Origin of the sequence: Janthinobacterium tructae, assembly GCF_006517255.1 — a bacterium.
GTDB classification, from domain to species: Bacteria; Pseudomonadota; Gammaproteobacteria; order Burkholderiales; family Burkholderiaceae_D; genus Janthinobacterium; species Janthinobacterium tructae.
The window spans coordinates 3682460-3703843 of record NZ_CP041185.1; the positions used below are offsets into that span (position 1 = coordinate 3682460).

At 50.7% G+C, this 21384-nt stretch carries 16 protein-coding genes and 1 pseudogene; all 17 read right to left on the bottom strand.

The features are described 5' to 3' along the window. Positions 1-59: 59 nt before the first annotated feature. The gene (locus FJQ89_RS16175; protein WP_141170917.1) at positions 60-1214 is read right to left on the bottom strand and encodes a glycosyltransferase; all 1155 of its coding nucleotides are present in this window, start codon (positions 1212-1214) and stop codon (positions 60-62) included. 62 nt (positions 1215-1276) lie between these two features. Then, positions 1277-2251 (bottom strand): NAD-dependent epimerase/dehydratase family protein, encoded by a 975-nt coding sequence (locus FJQ89_RS16180; protein WP_168208467.1) that lies wholly within the window; start codon positions 2249-2251, stop codon positions 1277-1279. 78 nt (positions 2252-2329) lie between these two features. Next, a complete protein-coding gene (locus tag FJQ89_RS16185; protein ID WP_141170919.1) occupies positions 2330-3421 on the bottom strand; it encodes a hypothetical protein in 1092 nt (363 codons plus the stop codon). Between the two features lie 527 nt (positions 3422-3948). Beyond that, on the bottom strand, positions 3949-4554 hold the full coding sequence (locus FJQ89_RS16190) for an oligosaccharide flippase family protein (protein ID WP_141170920.1): 606 nt from the start codon (positions 4552-4554) through the stop codon (positions 3949-3951). A 2-nt stretch (positions 4555-4556) separates the two neighbouring features. Beyond that, on the bottom strand, positions 4557-5681 hold the full coding sequence (gene rffA / locus FJQ89_RS16195) for a dTDP-4-amino-4,6-dideoxygalactose transaminase (RefSeq protein ID WP_141170921.1): 1125 nt from the start codon (positions 5679-5681) through the stop codon (positions 4557-4559). A gap of 983 nt (positions 5682-6664) precedes the next feature. Then, a complete protein-coding gene (rfbA, locus tag FJQ89_RS16200) occupies positions 6665-7561 on the bottom strand; it encodes a glucose-1-phosphate thymidylyltransferase RfbA (RefSeq protein WP_141170922.1) in 897 nt (298 codons plus the stop codon). Beyond that, positions 7561-8640 carry a dTDP-glucose 4,6-dehydratase gene (rfbB, locus tag FJQ89_RS16205; RefSeq protein WP_141170923.1) on the bottom strand — a complete coding sequence of 360 codons (1080 nt, stop codon included), beginning with the start codon at positions 8638-8640 and terminating at the stop codon, positions 7561-7563. The genes rfbA and rfbB overlap by 1 nt, the downstream gene beginning before the upstream one ends. Before the next feature lie 282 nt (positions 8641-8922). Then, positions 8923-9435 carry a hypothetical protein gene (locus FJQ89_RS28750; protein ID WP_243136080.1) on the bottom strand — a complete coding sequence of 171 codons (513 nt, stop codon included), beginning with the start codon at positions 9433-9435 and terminating at the stop codon, positions 8923-8925. Positions 9436-9650: 215 nt separating this feature from the next. Continuing rightward, the gene (locus tag FJQ89_RS16215) at positions 9651-10619 is read right to left on the bottom strand and encodes an IS1595 family transposase (protein WP_141170924.1); all 969 of its coding nucleotides are present in this window, start codon (positions 10617-10619) and stop codon (positions 9651-9653) included. A gap of 44 nt (positions 10620-10663) precedes the next feature. Continuing rightward, the gene (locus FJQ89_RS16220) at positions 10664-10912 is read right to left on the bottom strand and encodes a hypothetical protein (RefSeq protein WP_141170925.1); all 249 of its coding nucleotides are present in this window, start codon (positions 10910-10912) and stop codon (positions 10664-10666) included. A 302-nt stretch (positions 10913-11214) separates the two neighbouring features. Then, positions 11215-11694: a phosphatase PAP2 family protein gene (locus FJQ89_RS28735; protein ID WP_423245217.1), complete on the bottom strand. Its 480-nt coding sequence runs from the start codon at positions 11692-11694 to the stop codon at positions 11215-11217. A gap of 363 nt (positions 11695-12057) precedes the next feature. Beyond that, a pseudogene (locus FJQ89_RS16225) lies at positions 12058-14109 on the bottom strand (YjbH domain-containing protein); the annotation flags it as partial. Positions 14110-14588: 479 nt separating this feature from the next. Then, a complete protein-coding gene (locus FJQ89_RS16230) occupies positions 14589-15800 on the bottom strand; it encodes a GumC family protein (RefSeq protein WP_141170927.1) in 1212 nt (403 codons plus the stop codon). Between the two features lie 54 nt (positions 15801-15854). Beyond that, on the bottom strand, positions 15855-17732 hold the full coding sequence (locus FJQ89_RS16235; RefSeq protein ID WP_205704502.1) for an SLBB domain-containing protein: 1878 nt from the start codon (positions 17730-17732) through the stop codon (positions 15855-15857). 73 nt (positions 17733-17805) lie between these two features. Then, the gene (locus FJQ89_RS16240; RefSeq protein WP_141170928.1) at positions 17806-18225 is read right to left on the bottom strand and encodes a phosphatase PAP2 family protein; all 420 of its coding nucleotides are present in this window, start codon (positions 18223-18225) and stop codon (positions 17806-17808) included. A gap of 682 nt (positions 18226-18907) precedes the next feature. Beyond that, on the bottom strand, positions 18908-19612 hold the full coding sequence (locus FJQ89_RS16245; RefSeq protein WP_141170929.1) for a DUF4197 domain-containing protein: 705 nt from the start codon (positions 19610-19612) through the stop codon (positions 18908-18910). Positions 19613-19793: 181 nt separating this feature from the next. Next, positions 19794-21383 carry an SEL1-like repeat protein gene (locus tag FJQ89_RS16250; RefSeq protein ID WP_141170930.1) on the bottom strand — a complete coding sequence of 530 codons (1590 nt, stop codon included), beginning with the start codon at positions 21381-21383 and terminating at the stop codon, positions 19794-19796. Position 21384: the final 1 nt, after the last annotated feature.

Sequence of the window (21384 nt, forward strand, 5' to 3'; positions counted from 1 at the left end):
TTAATTATTTTTTTGAAAAGTATGCGAACTGCTTCGTGGATTACAGCCGGAGTTAGTGCTTAAGCGTGCGACTGTCCGCCAAGGACATCTGCATAATATTGCCGCATTGCTTCAACGATGACATCTTGGGAAAAATCCTGATAGGCGCGGCGCTGTGCGGCCTCTCCCATTTGTTTACGTAATGTTTCATCCGTATACAAGCGCAGCATCGCGTCCTGTATTTGACCTAGATTCGTAGTTTCATGAAAGAGACCGGTGACGTCGCCCTTGACAGCGTCGGTCAAGCCATAGATATGAGAAACGATTGCGGGTAATCCAACACCCGCAGCTTGTATTGTTGCCGAACTGAAACCTTCAAGCGCACTGGGTAGGCAAAACACATCGGATGCCGACATATAGTGTTCAGGCTTGTTGGTGTAATTGACGCGGTGAACCTTGTGAGCACAGTCAGCCCAGTCCCTTTCCAGTTGCGGCGTCAATCCATCCTCATCTGGTCCAACAATTAATAGTTGGGCGTTTGGCATTTCCTCTTCAATGGTAGCAAACGCTCTGGTCAGATTTTGTATACCTTTTACGTGTGTCAAACGCGCTAGAAACAGGAATACTACAGCATTTGCGCCGATGTTCAATTCCGAACGCACTGTCTGGCGGGCCAATCGATCAAACTTAAAACGCTGCATATCTACGCCACTGATCGATCCTTGACCAAGTACCTTGATCTTTGCTGGTTTGACGACGTTCTCTTGGATAAGAAAATCTCGTTGCGACGGGCTGTCGGCCAGAAGATGAGTAGCGCAGGCTGCAACCACCCGATCCATCCACTTCAGGATAATCCTTGCAACCCCAGTCTTGGCAAACCACACTTGGCCCGTGAAAATGTGTATTCGCACGGGTATGCGCGCCAGCCAGGCACCCAGCATGGCCAGCAAACCTGCCTTCGGCATCAGCGAATGCACACAGTCATAACGCTGCTGCCGGAAAATTCGTATCAGCGCGATTAGCGCACACACGTCGGCAACAATACTAATCTTTCGTTCGATCGAAATTGACTTGAAGCTGACACGGGTATTGAGCATGCTTTTCAGTTCGCGGCCATCACCGCTGCATAACAGAGTTATGTCGTAAAATTCAGACAATCGCTCTACATGCTCACGCATAAATACTTGAAGCGGGATAGGCACGGTTGAGACAATACAAATCTTTTTTCTGATCATTCTTCCATCCACTCTATATTTTTACCAGTATTGCAGCGCGGCGCGCTAACCGCTCAAATCAATTAGGCCAAACGCGCGCTGGAATCGGCAATAAGGCGTGGAATACTTGCGGTAATTGGCTCCAAAGGGAAAAATCCCAATGTCTTACCAATCAGGTCCGATGAGTAATGGGTCCTGCGTGTTAAAGCATTGATACGCGCAGTCGTTAGCGGAAGTTTTAGCCACGGTGGAGTGAGCTTCACCAATAGGCGTAATATCCTCTCCGGCAATACCAATTTTGGTGGCGCTACTTGCATGGCATGTGCAAGCGCGTCAACGACTTCGCCTAAGGGGCAATCATTCGCCACAATGAATACTTTTCCGAGCGCGCGGGTATCGTAGGCACATTTCACCAATGCACGCACTACATCTTGCACATGGACATAATTACCCATCGCTTCTTGGCGCCCAATACGAAAAAATATACCGCGCTTGATCATACGTGCCATAGCATGGAATGATTGATTTGGCATTGTAGTGCCAATAACAATCGTCGGGCGAATGATTGTAAAGCTAAATAGCGGTTCAATCAAAGCAAATTCATGTACCAGTTGATCGGAAGCAGTTTTGCTGACCTCATATATACCTTTCGGTTGCTCTGCACTGGATTCCGTGATGGTGCGTCCGGATTGGGCTCCTTCACCGTCAAGTCCATATGCACCGACGCTGCTTAATTGTACCCAATGAACAGGTTTGCCATATTTCTTGATCGATGCATGTACGGCATTTAATAAGTTCTGGGTACCATTAACGTGTAACTGCTGCATTAGACGCTCGTCTTTAATTTCGCCAGCACAATGAAAAACCACATCGGATCCGTCAACGAAAACGTCTAGGGCTATTCCTTCATGTAGAAGGTCTCCCTTGATATTGCATATTCCGTGCTTAGCGGGCAACTCTTTCCGTGTCAGGATAGAAATGTCGTGATTCAATAAAATCAGTTCCTCAAGTAGAAACTTTCCAATGAATCCAGATACACTGGTGATAGATATTTTCATTGGCATAATGCTTATATGAGTTCGGAAATGTTTAATAGTGGAGTTTACATGATGGACGTAGAAGTATAGCGAACCATCTTACTTATCCAGCACGCTCCGCTTCTCGCTTTCAGAAGCCAGCATATTTTTTTCCAGCAATATGGCAGCCATCTTTTTCTGATAAATTATGGCACCAGCAATAAACACCGAAATATAACTATATATTCGCAGTCGCACTGCGGTTCCAAGATTGTCGTTCCCCATCAACCAAATAGTTGAATATGATATAAAAAATACCACAAGATAGTTAATGAAAGGTGTTGAGTATTTTCTATTTCTTATTAGGTAAGTGAATACAATGATAAACGGAAAACTTTCAATCAAAAAAACTCCAATAGCTACCGCATTGGGGAAGTATAAGCCAAACATCTGGAAAATAAAGCTTTTAAAAAAATCAGGAATAAATGACGCAAAAGAGTCAAAGCGGATACCTATATTAGAACCTCCATCCATATCATCAAAACTACCACGATATGAGAAAATTGGATCAAGTAATCCAATTAGAAATAAAATATTTAGCGTGAAAAAAAATAAAATCAAACAAAAAGAAAGCGAGATTTTCCTGAAGTTAAAATAATTAAATCCAATAAATGAAATGAAAAATCCAAAGCCCAAATATGGTCTAAAAAGGTATAGAAAAAAACTAATTCCGATAATCAACAAGACGTACCATATTTTCAAAGAAAAATTTTTGCTTTTAATAAATGCCCTGACTGTCAATAATCCAAGTAAGAATATTAGTACCATGAATACGTCACGGTAAATATCAAAAGTATAGAAAAATAGCGTTGGATAAATAGCAATCGCTGCTGCCACGCCCCAATAAATTCGTTTTCGCGCTGGGCTATCTTTGTATATTGAAAGATTTGCAGCAAGTAGAGGTATTATTATTACTCCCAAAAATGCCAGGAAATAACTCACACCTTCCCGTGAATACATTCCCTGGTCATTCAAGAAGCGTAGAATGACAGGCCAAATGTTTGGAATTTCGCTATCCTGTCCTTGCGCATAAGTATCATAATATTCCGAGTCATTCCCGCCTCCAAAAAAAATTGTTGGGAATAACGAAAAATATACAAAAATGGAAATTTTCGCCAATGTGGTGGCGATGAATAGAAGTCGATATTTCACTAGGATAGTCCTTCATTAATCACAAATTCCAGAAAATACTCCAGCCAGAATGTGATTAATATTATGCTGATTATTTTTTGCGGCATTCGCAATGTTAGTTCACTATGTCGAAGTCAGATAATGTTAATATTATCTAATTGCATTAATACCGCGCACTGAATAATTTGTTTTCATTAAAACGACCGAGTGCAAAGCAAGAGGCGATGCGGAGTAAATATTCTGGCATATTTAAATGGATATCTCGCATTACTAAAAATGCATTAGCTCTCAAAAATGATAAATATAAGTCAACGGATTTTTCAATTGAAAAATCGGATGCCCGTAAATTGGATTTTTCAGAAAGGTCAGCGTAGCCAGATGCATCAAGCGCTGCAATATCTTTTATGCACGTAACGAAATTTTCCAGTGGAAATGAGAGCCCTTTTTTATGGTAGCTGTAGCATGGTGACGACGGTCATTGGAATCATCATGGAATAAGCAACAAAATGACGTGTCTTTTGTGCATCCAATTTTGGCAACAGACGCCGTCAGCTGAATTTGAGGCCAAAACGATACCAAGGTAACAGCAGGAATAACGTACAGCTAGGCATCCAGATCAAACCATACATTGCGCCCCGCATTCCATATAATGCCCATCCGACCACTACGCCGGTGGCACCGACTAGAACACTGGTTGAATTGATAATTGCGAACGCTTTTACCCGTTGGTGGCCGTTCAATATACCCATTAAAAGATTTGTCAGTGCAATTGTAAACTGTGCAGCGACCAATACCCTTACCACAGTTGCATAGTTATCTGTATTAAATAGCCAACGAGATATTTCTGAAGCGCCAACCAGTAAACCCAAAAAAAGCATTAAATAAAATACAAGCGTTATCATGCTAGCAGCCCTTAAATAGCCGTTTAGCTGCACTTCCTCTTTATTAAACTCGGCAACATATTTGATAATTCCAGTATTAATTCCACCACCAGCCAATATCGTTATCATCGACATCAAGCTCATGAACTGGCCTAGTTGACCAAGTCCTTCTGTACCTAAATAAATGGCAACTATTTTTACTATCCGGAGTCCTGCTATCAGTTTTCTTAAAATCGACGCCGCAAAAAGTATACCGACTTTCAGAAAACACATGCCTAAGAATAAAAAGAAAGTATGGTTTTTGAAATGTAATCTATCTGATCATCACGAAGTTCCGGGAACAACGGTAGACGAAGCAGACAATCGGTATATCGATCACTATTTGGCAAGGCACGATTTCCATGCGATTTGGCGAAATACGGACTGCTGTGCAGCGATAAATAGTGGAATACCGCTGAGATGCCAGCCTTTTTCAGTGCTTCAATCAGACGAGTACGTTCATCCAGACTACGACATATCAAGTAGAACATGTGCGCATTATTAGTTGCATAGTCAGGGATTACCGGCGTGTTGAACCATCCTGCTGCCGCGCCTTCTTTCAAGTTGACTTGATAGCGTGACCATACCCGGCGCCGCTCTGCCTGAATGGTTTCTATCGATTCAATTTGGGCATATAAAAAAGCCGCCAGCAAATCAGATGGGAGGAAAGAGGAGCCAACATCAACCCAGCCGTATTTATCGACTTCTCCGCGGAAAAAGGAGGAACGATTTGTGCCTTTTTCTCGAATTATTTCAGCTCTCAAATCGTGTTTTGGATTATTGACGACCAGCAATCCACCTTCACCACACATGATGTTTTTTGTTTCATGGAAAGAGAAGGCTGACATGTCGCCGAGGGTACCCAATGGCCTTCCATTGTGAAAGGAATCGATGGCCTGTGCTGCATCCTCCACGATAGCGATGCCATGTGTGGCAGAAAGAGATAGAATACGATCCATATCGCAAGCGACACCAGCATAGTGAACAACGACAATTACCTTAGTGCGAGGCGTAATCAGTTGCTCAATTTCATCCGGTGAAATATTGGGCTGATCGGCCTGACTGTCTGCAAACACCAGTGTTGCACCGCGCAGGGCAAATGCGTTTGCAGTAGAGACAAACGTATAGGACGGTAAAATAACCTCATCACCAGGCTGGATATTCAGCAATATCGCTGACATTTCCAATGCATCTGTGCATGAGGTGGTCAGTAACGATTTACGCATACCAAGCTTATTCTCAAATAATGCTTGGCATTTTTTTGTAAATTCACCGTCGCCGGATATTTTTCTATTTTCCAGGACTTGTTGAATGTTTTCTAATTCTTTGCCGGTAAGAAAAGGCCGATTGAAAGGAATCATTAATTGGACCATTTGTGAAATGTGTAAAGACTCTGAAGAGGTTCGAAGCCTTGGCGGCACCATACTTTTTGTGGTGCGACATCGTTTATTTGTGTAGGGACCAGTAACTCATTCGTTTTTTTGGTTAATAGCCAAATTCTTTGCTAGTGAAACCAAAGTTGAATAGAAACCATTTTTCTTATGTTCTGGATCTACGCTATTTAATATTATTTCGCAACTCATTTCACGAATTTTTTTACACTTGAAAAACCGACAATCTCATTGTCACTACAGATTAAAAAAATTTGATCAGCGAGTGCCCCTCCATGACAGGAGTTAGATGCCCAGGATTAATATACCAGATCAGCATCTTTTTATCTAAAAATGGATCCGTGTGGTAGTGGCCCGCAAAGTTTGTCAAGCACTTTGTAGCCAAAATACCAAGTGCCGGCGCATCATTACTTGTAGCGATACGTCACGTGTAGTCAATTGGAAGTTGGATAATATTCTTGGTCATTTTCTTGTTTTGAAAATAGACAAGAGTATCTGTTAAAAAAATACTTCTTTTTCTAACTTCTGAACTGTCGAAATTTCAACGGTTGGACAGCGTACAATCAGCACATCCAAGCCAATATTTTTGCAATCTATGATCACACGATTTACATCCGTCTTGCCATCAATGGGAGATTTTGCAATTTTTTCAAAGCGTTATGTATCTAATTCTGATAATTTAATACCCACAAATTCATCTAATGTAATTTCAAAAAAGTGTCAGTCGCATATACTAGCCTTTTAGCTTTTATGCTTGATAGTCAGTAGAGCAGTAGAGCAGTAGAGTAATGATTGTTGCTGATATTATTTTTATAGTTACACATTAAATTAGAAATCTCTCATAAATAAAATCGGATTTCTTTAATCACGTATTTGATGTGGCTGTGAAAATTGAATATCAAAAAACGAGTTAATTTTTTATTGCAAAATAAAACTATCAACTGTGAATTTCATTAGTAATTTTTCTTTTCGTTCAATAAACTCAATAAATATTTCCCGTAGGCATTTTTCTTTAATGGTTTGGCTAAATTTTCCAATGCGGCTTCATTGATATATGATTTACGATAAGCAATTTCTTCTGGACATGCAACTTTCAAGCCCTGACGATTTTCAATGGTCGCGATAAACTGACTGGCTTCCAGCAAAGAATCATGTGTCCCCGTATCTAGCCATGCCATACCACGTCCCATTAACTCGACAGTTAGTTGTTTTTGTTCAAGATAATGACGATTCACATCAGTAATTTCCAATTCGCCGCGAGGAGATGGTTTAATATCGGCTGCAATGTCGCAAATCTGGTTGTCATAGAAATACAGACCGGTTACCGCATAGTTGGATTTTGGCGTAATCGGTTTTTCTTCAATGCTGACAGCTGTACGATTCGCATCGAATTCCACCACGCCGTAACGCTCCGGATCGTTTACATGATAAGCAAATACCGTTGCGCCACTGCTTTGCTCCGAAGCGTTGCGCAACTTGGATTCCAGGTCGGTACCATAAAAAATATTGTCACCTAAAATTAATGCCGATGGAGAATCGCCGAGAAATTCACGGCCAATAATAAATGCCTGTGCAAGACCATCCGGACTAGGTTGCACTGCATAGGTGAGACTAATGCCCCATTGGCTACCATCGCCAAGCAATTCACGAAAACGTGGCGTATCCTGCGGTGTCGAAATGATCAGAATCTCACGAATACCGGCCAGCATCAGCGTGGTTAGCGGGTAATAGATCATCGGTTTGTCGTACACAGGTAACAACTGTTTAGACACAGAAATAGTGACGGGATACAAGCGTGTGCCAGAGCCACCTGCAAGAATAATGCCTTTACGTTGTTTCACCTGTGTCATCAAACTGCTTCCTGAGCGTTGCGTTGATCATAATTTTTTTCCAGCCAATGCGCATAGTCTCCCGACTGTACGTTACGCACCCATTCCTGATTGTCGAGATACCACTGTACAGTTTTCTGGATACCGCTTTCAAACGTTTCCGCCGGTTTCCAACCCAGTTCGCGCTCGATCTTACGCGCATCGATTGCATAGCGGCGATCATGGCCAGGCCGATCAGCGACATAGGTGACTTGCGTGCGATAGCTTGTGCCGTCCTCTTTTGGCGACAGGCGATCGAGAATATCGCATAGTGTGTGAACCACATCCAGATTAGCTTTTTCGTTCCAGCCACCGATGTTGTAGGTTTCACCAATGCGACCATCTGCGAGCACGCGGCGGATTGCCGAGCAGTGATCGCTAACATACAGCCAGTCCCGTATCTGCTGGCCGTCGCCGTAAATAGGCAACGGTTTACCGGCGCGCGCATTGGCGATGACCAACGGAATTAATTTTTCCGGGAAGTGATATGAACCATAATTATTTGAGCAATTAGTCGTCAGGGTTGGCATGCCATAGGTATGATGGTAGGCGCGTACCAGATGGTCTGATGCTGCTTTACTAGCGGAATAAGGACTGTTAGGCGTGTATGGTGTTGTTTCGGTAAACGCCGCATCATTCGGGCCCAGCGTACCGTAGACTTCATCTGTCGATACATGCAGGAAGCGAAATGCTGCCTGCTCCTCTATTGGCAGCGCAGACCAATAGCCGCGTGCGGCTTCCAGTAGGCTGAACGTACCATTGATATTGGTGGACACGAATTCGCCTGGGCCGTGGATGGAACGGTCGACATGGCTCTCTGCTGCGAAATGCACGATGGCGCGAGGACGGTGACTGGCGAGCAGTGACGCAACCAGGGCTGTGTCACAGATGTCGCCCTTGATAAAAATGTGCCGTTTGTCCTGGTTTAATGTCACCAGATTATTCATATTGCCCGCATAGGTCAACTTATCGAGATTGATGATCGGCTCATCGGTCTGCGCAAGCCAGTCAAGTACAAAATTTGAACCAATAAAACCCGCGCCGCCGGTGACTAAAATCATTTGAATACCCTAAGCATTTAAAAATATGGTAAGTTTTTTATTTTAATTGAAAACGACTAAATGCGCTATGGAAGCGCGTGTGAATCCTACGAAAAGGGATGCGAAGAATCTTTTTTCTGCACAAATTAATGCAATTATTTCATTATCTCTTTAGCAAAAACAAGCTCAACTTGGCTTTGATATGCACAAATTATTGTCAAAATAACACTTATACAGTTTCCATTTGGCAATATATTAACTAATGCTTTTGTCGGTAATTTCCTTCGTTCTATCCTAGCAGATTTAGGTGGCGCTACCCAAAACAACTTCCGCTGATAGTGAGGCCGTCCTGATGATGGGATTAGGATACTGCTGGCCAGAGCCAATGCGGGCAAGACGCCCATACACATATTCCGGCGCCAGTTGCTGTCGCGGCGTAACAACGGCGCGGCACACGAAGCACTGTACGGTTTCCGTCGGCTCCCGCTTCGGGTTCAGCGCCGTGCGGTGGTCGAAGACGAGGCGGTCGCCTGTGTAGTGTAAGCGATCCATAAACTCCAGCCTTGCCAGCGGACTTGGAGGGCGGCATGATGCGGGCATTGAGGTGAATGCCTCGCAAACCAAGCAATGTCGTTTAGCTTCTCTTCGCTGCCGTGGGGATAGAGGTGAAGGCGGTGCAGTGACGAAGTTCATGGCGGCGAGCATGACGTAGTTGTCAGTTGCTTCGGGGGCGATGTCGGCTAGCCATCTGTTGAGTTCGTCGGTGACAAAGGCGAGCAGGTTTTTTTCTGGATGGGCTGTGAGGTATTGCGTCATTGCGCGTTGGCGTTGTGCTGGGCTCAGGTCTTCGCCGAATCAAACCATGGCGACATAACGCCTTAATTGCTAGTCTAGGTCGGCCTCGCTGATCAGCGACCAAGGTAACCCCGACAGTTTCATCGACTGGAAGCAGATCAACAGCAGGTCCAGCACAACTTCGACCAGTGAGACGCCCATGTGCTCGAGCGTCAGCGCGGAGCCGAACAAATTGGCTATGTCACCGTCAGATGTGGAAATGCTCCCAGGGTTGCCTTCAATAATGTTTCTGGTGAACGGATGCGCCCGGCGTCGAGTATCCAGCGCCATCCCAGGTAGTTCGGCAGGTAACGCGTCGCCACGCCGTGAAAGGGCCGTAGCCACTCCCGCAGGCGGCGATGATACGCATTGACGTTCTGCACATGGGCCGCGCCCCGCACGCGGATGCCGGCGCGCAAGTTGACGGCCTGGTGGCTGATACCCGCCTCCCTGGCGAAGGCCCGGTAGGCGGCATGGCCATCGGTCACCAGCAAAACATCCTTGTCGATGACGGGCAACAAACAATGGTGTAACTGCGCCTTCGTCAGCGCCCCTTTGCCCGTGACAAAATCGAGGGTTTGTCCCGTGCGGTCGCGCGCCACCAGGATACAGACCTGTTCATTGGAAATGCCGCGTTGGCGGGCATGGCCGCCCCGGCGGCGGGCTCGACGCGTCATTCGCCTGGATCCCTTTTCCGATTCCAGCAGATATAACTCGTCGGCCTCGGCGATGCCATGCAGGCCATGCGGCCGGTCCGTCTTGGCGACCGTTAAAAAACGGTGGCGCCAGCGAAAGGTGGTATTGCGGTGCACACCCAGCTGCTGAGCGGCTTGGCGCACCGAGGCGGAGTCGAGCAGACAATCGGCATACGCGAGCCATAGCGCCTTGTGGCGCAAGCGGGCCAGCGGCGTGCCCGTCAAGGCATTGAAGGTACGCCCGCACGGCACGCAGCGGTAGCGTTGCAAGCCGTGTGCATGGCCATGCCGGTGCAGCTGAGGCGAGTGGCAGGCGGGACAGGCCAATCGCGGCTGCGCCACACTTTCCAGCAGAGCGACAGTCGCGTCGTGTGGGGCATTGCCACGCAGCAGGGCCATTCCAGCCTGCCGCTGGCGTCGGTTCAACTGCGCAAATTGCGCGATAAAGCTGATCCATTCGGCTGCCTGCATGATCTGCTCCTTGTCAGGTGAGTATGCAGAGTCAGACAGCACTGTCAAAGGAAGATTCCGGCATTTACCCTACTTACCGATGACAGAGCCAACAAATTTGGCTGAGTGTAGAACAATTCGTCGGCCAGAAGCTCTTTTTGGTCCATGCGCATGGGGAGCATTGTTTGAGTGACATCGGTCAGCGTCTCAAGGGAGATGCGGCTCATTGCAGGACGCCAGTCGTTGCGCCGTTCTGGCTGTCGTTTATCGTGCTCATATTCCAGGGTAACAGCGGCAGCGAAGGCGATATCCACGATCATGTCAGGAAGATAAAGGTTAGTGGCTGAATTCGCAGCGACACTGGCCGCCAGTGCCGCGACACCTTCTCAGCCTGAAAAAACCTGTCGCAAATTAGGTATCTCGTTCTGGGGATACCTGATCGACCGCATCTAGTGCAGCGACCAGATTCCATCCTTTCCGCACATCATCGGGCAGCGCATCGCCGGATAGAGGCAGGGCGGCCGACGCTCGCCCGACTTATTTAGGTGCCATAAAAACTTCGTCTAGCCATTTGAAAAATAAGGGTACATTCGCACATCGGCTAGTGAACTTCAATTTAGTACTTGGCTTGCCAGGTCACGCTGATTTCCTTGGGCCCCGGATTAATCGAAAGGCCAGACTTGCTCTGGTCACGCTGCGCATTCCACAGCCAGCTACCCACGGCATAACCAAGGATGCCGCCAGCGACGGTATCGGACACCCAGTGCTTGCGTCCGGCAACACGGCCTGCTGAAGCGAGCGCCGCCACGCTGTACAGCCACGGGGCATCGTATTCTTGAGCAAACGGCGTCACCGCCGCAAAGGCGATTGCGGAATGGCCCGAGGGGAAGGAGGCATCCGAACGGGCCTTGCCGCCTACGCTGGACCAGGGACCTTGCTCTGCACCGGGGCGGGCACGTCCAACCGCATATTTCCCCACCAGCGCCAAGCCTGTCGACGCCGCCACCGACTGCATGGAAATGAGACCGATATTCTGCATGCGCTCGTCACCCAGGGCGAAAGCGGCACCAGCCGCCCCCACCAGCGCGAAAGGCATGACTTTCCCAAACTTGTCCCAATTACGCAGGTAGGTCGAGTCTTGATGTTTCTTGACGAAGCGGTCAACGGGCTTGTCAGCAAGCGCGGAGGCCACCACAACGCCACCGATCAAGGCAGTGGCCTTGACCCACTCGGCCGGTTCCGGCATGGCGGACGAAGATTGCTCCAGGCGCGCGCGCATGGCTGGCCACGGACTGACAAAGGGCCGAACCGGAGGATTGACGGCTGGCAAGTTTTGCTCATCTGGCCGTTCGGCAAAGTTGCCCAAGCCATCGTAGCTATGCATGTCTGCACGCGGACGCTCGATCATGTCGTACAGATCGCCAGGCGATCCCACCATCTGGCCCACGTCGCGCGTCCAAGGGGAAATGGCAAAGCCGGCCGTCGACTGCGTATCCATCGGCAACATGCTGTTCAGCGGTACCGACAGGAAAATGCCGCGATCCTGGTAAGGCTTGGATGGCGTACCAGGATTAGTGATGTCGTTGCCGTTCGTATGCGTGTACCAAGCGCCCACTTCGATGCCGGACTGGAAACGGCGCTTGAATTCCATGCGCACGCCTGTGTCTTTCGCCAGGAAACGACCCGCGCGCGCCGTCACGGTGATGTCGTGCGGCAAGCGGTAATGCAGGGAGCCTATTGCCGTGACCGTCTTGTAGTCGCGGCCGTCAAACAGCCCTTTATAACCGCGCTGCTGCAATGCATCGACGGCCAGATCGGCTGCCCAGCGGCTGTCTTTCGGCAAATACAGCACTTGCCCACCAACGCCACGGAACATGTCTTCATACAAACCGGCGGACAGGCGGGTGTACACGCGCTCGGCTGGATTGTCATATTTGTTCAGCAAGATGCGGCTGAGCGAGAAACGGCCACCGCGCAGGTATTCCGCGACATCGCTGCGCACATGCGGCAAGTTGCTGTTCGATGCCTGCTTGACGCCAGAGACGGTTTCCAGCAATTGCAGGCTGGCGGCACTATTCAGATACAGGCCATCGCCCAGGCGCCGGTCATAATTGGCCACCGCAGAGATTGAGTAGCGGAAGGCGCCACTCGGGTCGTTGAAGAAGAAGCCCACTTTGGGCGCGATCTTGAAACGGTTCGCTTCCCGGTCCAGCGATTTGATCTGCACCACGTCGCCATCGACGCCCACGCCGACCGCCAGCTTACCATCATTTTTCACAGCATTGGTCGCCTTGACGACCGCCGGCACAGGCATATCAGCGGCTTGGTCACTGGCCCCTGCCGTCATGGCTGGCGCTGCAACTGTCGCCACCGCTGGCGCAACAGCCGGCACGGCAACGGCGACAGGCTTGACCGGAGCAGGCTGATCCAGGAACTCCTGCAACCAGCCCTGCTGCTCATCACGAATAACGTCGCTTCTTCCCGGATAACGCAGCAGCATGACGTCAAGGAAAGCCTGGCGATCGATCTTGCCTGCCAAATAGTCGTTCAGTTTCGGCAAGTCAAAGAATTCGTAAGTGGCGATCGGCTGGTCCAGCTTGGTGTAGGTGATGCGCAGCGTCGACACACCCTTCGGCACGAAGGCTACGGCCGTGCGCGCGGCGCGGCCAACAGCCCGCCCCATGTTGGAAATGCGGCTGTTGGTCAGGCTCAGGCTGAGGGTATTACCCTCTTGCTCGACACGGATATTCTTGTAGTCCTGCTTGACCAGGGCATTGACCAGATCGGCGCCATGGCCGGCGTCGCGATGCCATTCTTCCCTGCTGGGCAGCGGCGGTGGATTCTTGTCATCGACAAAATAAGCCGGTTCGTACACCTTGGGGATGAACTCGCGTTCGCCAAACGGAATACTGACAAAGGCATTGATGCTGAACTGATCACGGCTGCGCGCAGCCTGCAGGGCAAGCCAGCCCCAGCGATATTCCAGCCCCAACGACGCACCCTTGCTGCGCTTGCCGGCCTGCGTCAGACTTGCACTGAAATCATTCTTGTAATTGATTGCATCATATTCGGCCACCATGGACCAGCGCGGCAATGCCGTTGGGGTCCAGCGCGCGCCGGCAAATATGCCGTCCGGGCGCTTGCGGGCATACCCGAGGCTCGCCTCGATATTTTTGCTTGCACCGAAGGTCTTGGTGGCAACGACATATTGGCCCTTGAACAATTCTGTACCGAACAAGTCCGTCATGCCGACCGCGACCGAGGGCAGCCAATCCGTTTCGCTCCACAGGCGCAATTTCCCGTCGACGACTTTATCCTTGTAGCGGCCATAGCCGCTGCCATACTCGCCCGGCACACTACTAAAACCGGGAATACCGGCAATCGAGACATAACGTCCCGTCATTTGCAGAAAAGGCAGGATATTCGACGTGACCCACAATTGGCCGTACGGACTGTCGTAGCTATAACCAACACTGAAAGTACCGTCGGCTTCCACCACGGCACTGGGCATGTTGATATAGCCAGACTGCCCCCCATGATTGGGCGTGGCAGCAATAGCGCAGGGTGCGCCAAGGATCAGACATCCACACCAGGTAGTTTTAATTGATTTTCTGAGTACGTTTAACAAATCCGGCTACCTAAAATATCCTGCACCTAGAATTTCTGACTATCTATTCAGAAAATCAACGAGCCTGATGAAAACTGAAGAAAAAAAAAGCCAACCGTGGGGCATCAATCAATGCCGCGCTTCGGTTCGCCACTAAAAATGGGCATTTCTTTGGCAGCTAAAATCTCATCAGAGTGCCTTCAAAAATTCATGCAGCCGGATTTTAACTTTGTTTTCTTATGGTAAATACTTAACTTGTTTCCCACCCGGGACAATCGCGCTGCAAAGGCCTTTGAAGCGCAATTGCCCTGCACACACGTCCGATTGCATTGACGAGTGTAACGTTCCGTGCCGGCATGAGATGCCAGCATGAACAGGAAGACTTACTGCTTGTACGCCTGGCGCAACGCAGCCCAACGCGCGAGATTTCCGACATCGCTACGCATGCGCAAGTAGCTGTCACGCAGTAGCGCAATGATTGCGGCCAGCACGATGCCGCCGAATAGCCCGCCGAGCAAAAGGCGTCCGCTCTGCGGCCCAGATTTCTTCTCAGGCACGACGGCAGCATCTAGTAGTTGGATAACCGAGGAATCTTTTGATTCATCAATTTTTGCCAGCTCGTATTGCTTGGCCATCATTTCGAACATAGTTTCGTAATACTTCACCTCACGCAGGCTACGGATATATTCCACGCCGACTTCCGGAATTTTTCTGGTCGCCATCATTGCATCACCCTGCGACGATTCCTGCCCTTTTTTCAGTTTGCCCAATTGCGCATTCAAACCACGTACCTCTTCCTGCAAACGTATATACTCGGGATTATTCGCAGTCGCAAATGAGCGCATAGCGCTTAACTGGACTTCTTTCGCGCCGATCATGCCCTGCAATTGTGCTTCGTTGGCAATGATACTTTTGACTTGCGCGTCGAGTTGCAGCATGCCCGTCGTTTCCTGCATCTTGCGCATAGTCACTTCAGCTTCGGCAAGTTGATTCTTAACCGTCTTGAGCTGACCTTCAAAATAAAGTCGCCGGCGCGCTGCTTCCGTCACGGCAAGAGTACGTGTCAGGCGTACCAGTTGCTCGACATAGGCATTGGCAAGTTGCGCAGCAAAACGCGGATCGCTGTCTTCAACAGCGATCCGTATCATGCCATCCTTGCCGCTAATAAACGTGGCTTTCTTCAGCAACTCCTTGCGAACGTCGTCCATAGTAGTTTCATCATACCGCTCCTGCAATTTGAACTGAGTGATCAGTTGATCGCTGATGGTGCGGCTTTGCAGCATACCAACATAAATATCATTAGGATTTTTTAAACCTCCCAGTCCGCCAGCGGCAGCCGACAAACCACCAAGTTGAGACAACATCATGCTGGCGGCCGAAGTCGCTTGCTGCGGAGGCAAAATGGCGGCAGTACTGACAAAGAAAGGTTTCATCAGAAAAGCGGCCGCGATAGCGGCGATCATGGTGAGGATAGGTATGACCACCATGATTTTTCGCTGGCGCGCAAAAATAGCGAGTACATCGATCAGATTGAACGATTCTGTATCGTCACCGTTCCCAGCATGTGGCAATACAGTTGCAACTTTATCGTGCATAATTTTCTTTCAAATAAGCGCAGTTCGACGAGCGAACTGCACCATACAAAATGTTTAGTTTTTGAGAACCTTCAAACCGGCGGCGCCCAAACCAAATTGATAAAAGATCGCCGTCCATTCCTTCAATTCCTGCATGAAGGAGCCGCGTACGATTTTCTCGGGCACCACGACAATGTCGCCTGGATTCAAGGCTGCACCACCCAATCCGGAAAACCAGCCGGTGTTGCGGCCGCTTTGCGCCGTGCCATCAGCACGGACCACATACATCTCAGACTTGTCCGCACCGTCAGTCACACCGCCAGCCAAATCCACATAGTTGCGGACCGTGCGCTTTGGCCGGTATACAAATGTGTTTTGCTGGAATACCGAGCCAAGCACGTCAATCGTATTTGGGCGACGCGGAATGTACACGCTGTCGCCATCGCGCAGCGGCACATCTGGCAAATTCTTCACTTGCGCATCACCGTCTGGCAATTCGAGTACGATGCGACCAGTCGCCTTTACAGTACGCAGCTTTTGCACGATACGGCGCTGCTGTTCTGCTTCCATCGCCACTTTGCTGGCGTTTTCCTTGTCAGTCGTAATGCTCAACCGCTGAGTAGCCGCCGAATCAAGCTCGCGCTCGAAACGGTCGGCAATTTCATCAAGCTTGGACTGCTGCGCGGCGCGAATCGAATCACGCCTCAATTCTGTGGCGTAGATATATCCATTCTCCGTAACACCTCCAATGCGGCTTATCAATTCGCGCAGCGTTTCTCCTTTATTTAGTTTAACAACACCAGTCTGCTTGACTTCGCCGGAAACGCGTACGTATTCGGTCTGAAGCTGCGACTGCACAGGAATCGCGCCAGGCGAAAATACGCGCAAGATGTCGGTCGATGCCACAGGCACTGCTGCCAGCGCGCTGCTGCCGCCATCCTTATCTACAGTCACATCGAGGATGGATTGGAAACGGTTGTTGATGCTTTTCTCGACGATGACTTGTTTGCTTGAAGCTGCAGAATCAAAACCACCGGCCCAGGACGTGACGTCTTGCAAGGTGGCTGAACCCTTCAATTCGAAAATGGCGGGGCGTTTCACGTTACCGGTCAACGCGACCAGCGGACCGACTTCGGGGATATAAATCACATCGCCATCACGCAAGGTCAAGTCATGCGATTTGTCGCCCTTGAGTAACATGTCATAGACATCGAAAGTGGCAACCGTTTGTCCAGCGCGCTTGAGTTGGATATTACGCATGCTACCACTAGCATCCGGCCCACCGGAAGTAAACAAGGCATTGAGGAGGCTGCTCATGGCGCTGAGCGTGTACGTACCGGGACGTACTGCATGGCCGACCACATAGACTTGCAAAGAATGCGTCTGCGCAATGCTGGCGCTCAACTCAAAATTGGTGAAGAATTTCCCTACTGCTTTTTTCAGATAACCCTGTAGATCACCATACCGTACGCCGCTGACTTTGACGGAACCCACGCGTGGGATATAGATAGAGCCGCTACGGTCGACCGTAGTGCTAATATCGATATCGACCATGCCCCAGCCACGGATCTGCAACTCGTCACCTGTGCCAATCAGATAATCCTGGTTGGCCTGCGCACCTTCGAATGGGGCAAAGGTACTGGGCACATCGCCGAACAAATCGGCACCAAACACTTGCAGAGGCTGCCCAGTAACGCCGGTGACAAATGCAGCAAAACCGGCTGTGTCCGCGCGCGCCACGCTGGCAGGGCGCGCTGGCCGGAGCACTGGCTGTGTTACACGCTGCTCATTGCGAGAGTTCTTGATGCTCGGCAACGGGCTGCTCTGTATGGTACGGCCAGCATCAGCTTCATCCTGCTGTGCCATGGCAAGCGGTGAAACCATCCCCAATGCACATGCGGATAATATCAATTGTCTAACAAGTGGTCGTGTTATGTGAAAATATTTTTTCATGCTGTTTTTTATCTGAATTAATCATTGAATAATGCATGCGCCTACAAACGCAAGCTCAAATTTAGTACCTTTTTTAACAACCAACACTCAATTCTTTGGAGCCGGAATTGGTCGTCAGGCACGAACCACTCTTCGCGCTGAGATTGCCACAGCCAACTGCCGATCGCATAGCCGAGAATACCGCCGGCACCGTATCGGACACCCAGTGTTTGCGGTCGCCCGCGCGACCTGCCGAACCGAGGACGGCTACACCATGCAACCACGGCGCGTCATACTCCTTGGCAAATGGGGTTACTGCAACCAAGGCAATTGAAACATGCTCAGAAGGGAAGCGGCCGTCTGAACGTTTTTCTGCATTGCCGAAGCTATCCCAGGCACTCTTTCCGTCACCAGGGCGTGCGCGGGCTATCATATGCTTGCTGACACAGGTGACACCAATCTCCTTACGGATCAAGTGAGTCGTTCTGGCAAAGCTATGCAGGGCTTGGCTCATTGTGCGCTCTGAATTCGCTGGAAAAGTAGTGCACTCAAAACGTGTCGAGACTTAAAGAAGGGTCAGCTACGAATGGGGGCATAATTACACGAATCTAAAAATGTAACCGACACTGAAGGCACCATCGGACTCAACAACAGCGCGTGGCATATTGATGTAAGCGGACTGCCCGCTATGATTTGGTGTTGCGGCCATGGCGCACGAAGCGCCTATCCGCAGGTAAGCACAGCAAGAATAATTAATGAAATTTCGGAATACGCGTAACAAATCCAAGCACCTAAAAAGCCTGCGCTTGCACTTCCCGCACAAAAGGGAAAATGTCAATACGGAGGGGGGACAAAACCACAAAACGAGCAAAAAAGCCGGAACAGATGGAGATCCCTGCGATGGCGTTTGAATTCGAACTCATCTCATTATTTAACTGAAAAAATTATTACAGTTTGAATATTACACCTAGAATTTTAACATTATTTGCTACAAGGAGGCTAAAAATTGCTTTAAAAACAATGCCAAAAAGCAGCAAATCCAGGTTCATCAACCGGCCCATCTCGTTCTGTGCTGGCTGTACACTAATATCAGGCAAATAGAAAAACATAATGAAAATGAATTCCATTAATGCAATTCATGGCAATAACACCACTTCTTTTTGCCCGTCATCGCAACGCTTTTTTGATTTCATCTATTATTTCAAACTGCCAAATACCTTGCCGATAATCTTGCTGCCATACGCAAGCGGATTACTGCGGATGGCTTTCTCTTCCTCGCCTATCATCAGATACAGGCCGTCAAGCGCCCGGTCCGTAACATAGCCTTCCACCGTCGACTGCTGCTGCGGTACCAGTCCCGTCTTGCCGATCTGGCTCATGGTGCTGTTGTATTTGCTGGCCAGGCCGGAACGGTCGGTCACGGATTTCACGATGGGCAGGAATTTGACGGCCAGCGGCGCCGAGGTCTTCTGGCGGAAGAAATCCGTGACAGAAGTATCGCCACCGGACAGGATATTCTTCGCATCGGTCACGCTCATCGACTTGACCGCATCGAGCAGCAAGGGCTTGGCCATGGGCACGGCCGATTCTGCGGCACGGTTCATCGCCACCACCAGATCGTCCAGTTGCTGGCCGCGGCCCGTCATTTTCAGCAAAGGCTGGGCTTGCTCCAGGATGCCGGGCAGCTTGATTTTGACCTTGTCGTTGTTCAGGAAACCATTCTCGACACCCAGTTTCGATACGGCGGCAGCGGAACCGGCTTGCAGCGCCGCTTTCAAACCATTGCTGGCATCCTGGTTGCTGAGGGCATCGAGGGGACTGGCGGCGCCTGCGCCGGACGACAGCAGCGCCAGCGCGCACAGGATGGCAGCCGGACGGCCAGGGAAAGGGTTCAGGCGCATGGTTTTCCTTTTCTAAAGACTATACAGACCACCTTATTCTGGAACATTAGCACATCAAAACTGCAAATACTGCAGCAATTTGTTGTGTCTGGGGAAAACAAGGAGGTCCGCAGATGGCGGAGGGAAAGGACTATACAGCACCTGCTGTTGTATCCGCGCACGCTAACGCGGATGGTATAACTCAGCCGGCTATCGCCGCCAGATGTTCGCGCACCCGCGCCAGATCTGTCTCGCGCATGCGCGCCGCTGTCTGGCGCAAGGATTTTTCCGCACCGGCCACGCCGGCGGCGGCGGCCATCGACAGCCAGATATACGCCTGCTGCAAATCGAGCGGGCCGCCCTGGCCGCTGGCCGCCATCAAGCCCAGGTTCATTTGTGCCCGTGCATGGCCCTGGCGCGCGGCCAGCGCGTACCAGTCCCAGGCGGCAGCATAATCCTGCGGCACATCCTGACCATTGTCGTGCCGCAGGCCCAGCGCAAACTGGGCCAGGCTGTGGCCCTGCGCGGCGGCGCGGCAGTAACAGGCGCAGGCCTGCTGGCTGTCGGGCGCCGGGCCATCGTCGCGGTCGTGCAAGACGCCCTGCATGTATTGCGCCGGCGCGTAGTCCTGCTCGGCGGCGCGGCGGTACCACTCCAGCGCCAGCGACAGATCCTGCGGTACGCCCTGGCCATGTTCATAGCGCAGGCCAAGGTCGAATTGCGCCCGCACATGTCCCTGGTCGGCCGCCTTGCGGTACCAGAAGATGGCTTCCTGCGCATCGGCAGGCATGCCCTGTCCATGCTCATACAGGAGTCCCAGCTGATACTGCGCGGCAGGAAAACCCTGCCCGGCCGCCTGGCGGTAGAACACCTGCGCGCGGGTATAGTCCTGCGCGCCATGTTCATGGTGCAGGCCCAGGTTGTGCTGGGCCGCCGCGTGGCCCTGCCCTGCCGCCTTCACGTACCACGCCAGCGCCGCCTGTTTATCGCAGGGCACGCCCTGGCCATTGTCGTAGATCAGGCCCAGGTTGAACTGCGAACTGGCGTGGCCCTGCTCGGCCGCGCGCCGGTACCAGCTGATCGCCTGCCTGCTGTCCTGCGGCAGCACGTCGCCGTTTTCATAGCGCAGCGCCAGGTTGAACTGGGCCGGCGCATAGCCCTGCTCGGCCGCCTTGCGCATCCAGGCAGTCGCCTGCTGGCGGTCCTGCCGCACGCCCTGGCCATTGTCGTAGCGCAGGCCCAGGTTGAACTGCGCGCGCGCATAACCCTGTTCGGCCGCCTTGCGATACCAATTGATGGCTTGCACGAAATCCTGCGGCACGCCCTTGCCATTGTCATACATCATGCCCAGATTGTTTTGCGCGCCCGCGTCGCCCTGCTCGGCCGCGCGGCTGAACCACAGCATGGCTTGCCCGCTATCTTGCGCCAGTCCCTGGCCCTTGGCATACAGCCAGCCCAGGTTGTACTGCGCCGCCGCGTAACCCTGCTCGGCCGCCTGCTGGTACCAGTGCGCGGCCTGCACAAAATCCTGCGCCACGCCCTGTCCCTTCTGGCACATCACGCCCAGGTTGTATTGCGCGTGCTCGAGTCCCTGCGCGGCAGCCAGGCCATACCAGTGCAGCGCCAGCGCATAGCTTTGCTCGATACCCTGGCCGTTGAAATACATGAAGCCCAGGCCGTGCTGCGCATGCGCATTGCCCTTCTCGGCCAGCCCTTTCAGGCGCAGGTAATCAGCTGTGTAATGAGCAGCAGTATAATGAGCAGCCGTGGAGCGGGGAGCGGCAGGCGGCATG

What these genes read in the sequence shown, in the direction of transcription:
- FJQ89_RS16215 (WP_141170924.1), bottom strand. Translation starts at nt 10,619, where the DNA reads ATGCAGGCAGCCGAATGGATCAGCTTTATCGCGCAATTTGCGCAGTTG.
- FJQ89_RS16190 (WP_141170920.1), bottom strand. Translation starts at nt 4,554, where the DNA reads ATGTGTTTTCTGAAAGTCGGTATACTTTTTGCGGCGTCGATTTTAAGA.
- FJQ89_RS16235 (WP_205704502.1), bottom strand. Translation starts at nt 17,732, where the DNA reads ATGAAAAAATATTTTCACATAACACGACCACTTGTTAGACAATTGATA.
- FJQ89_RS16240 (WP_141170928.1), bottom strand. Translation starts at nt 18,225, where the DNA reads ATGAGCCAAGCCCTGCATAGCTTTGCCAGAACGACTCACTTGATCCGT.
- FJQ89_RS16175 (WP_141170917.1), bottom strand. Translation starts at nt 1,214, where the DNA reads ATGATCAGAAAAAAGATTTGTATTGTCTCAACCGTGCCTATCCCGCTT.
- FJQ89_RS16180 (WP_168208467.1), bottom strand. Translation starts at nt 2,251, where the DNA reads ATGAAAATATCTATCACCAGTGTATCTGGATTCATTGGAAAGTTTCTA.
- rffA (WP_141170921.1), bottom strand. Translation starts at nt 5,681, where the DNA reads ATGATTCCTTTCAATCGGCCTTTTCTTACCGGCAAAGAATTAGAAAAC.
- FJQ89_RS16245 (WP_141170929.1), bottom strand. Translation starts at nt 19,612, where the DNA reads ATGCGCCTGAACCCTTTCCCTGGCCGTCCGGCTGCCATCCTGTGCGCG.
- FJQ89_RS16250 (WP_141170930.1), bottom strand. Translation starts at nt 21,383, where the DNA reads ATGCCGCCTGCCGCTCCCCGCTCCACGGCTGCTCATTATACTGCTGCT.
- FJQ89_RS16230 (WP_141170927.1), bottom strand. Translation starts at nt 15,800, where the DNA reads ATGCACGATAAAGTTGCAACTGTATTGCCACATGCTGGGAACGGTGAC.
- rfbA (WP_141170922.1), bottom strand. Translation starts at nt 7,561, where the DNA reads ATGACACAGGTGAAACAACGTAAAGGCATTATTCTTGCAGGTGGCTCT.
- FJQ89_RS28735 (WP_423245217.1), bottom strand. Translation starts at nt 11,694, where the DNA reads ATGCCTTTCGCGCTGGTGGGGGCGGCTGGTGCCGCTTTCGCCCTGGGT.
- rfbB (WP_141170923.1), bottom strand. Translation starts at nt 8,640, where the DNA reads ATGATTTTAGTCACCGGCGGCGCGGGTTTTATTGGTTCAAATTTTGTA.
- FJQ89_RS28750 (WP_243136080.1), bottom strand. Translation starts at nt 9,435, where the DNA reads ATGACGCAATACCTCACAGCCCATCCAGAAAAAAACCTGCTCGCCTTT.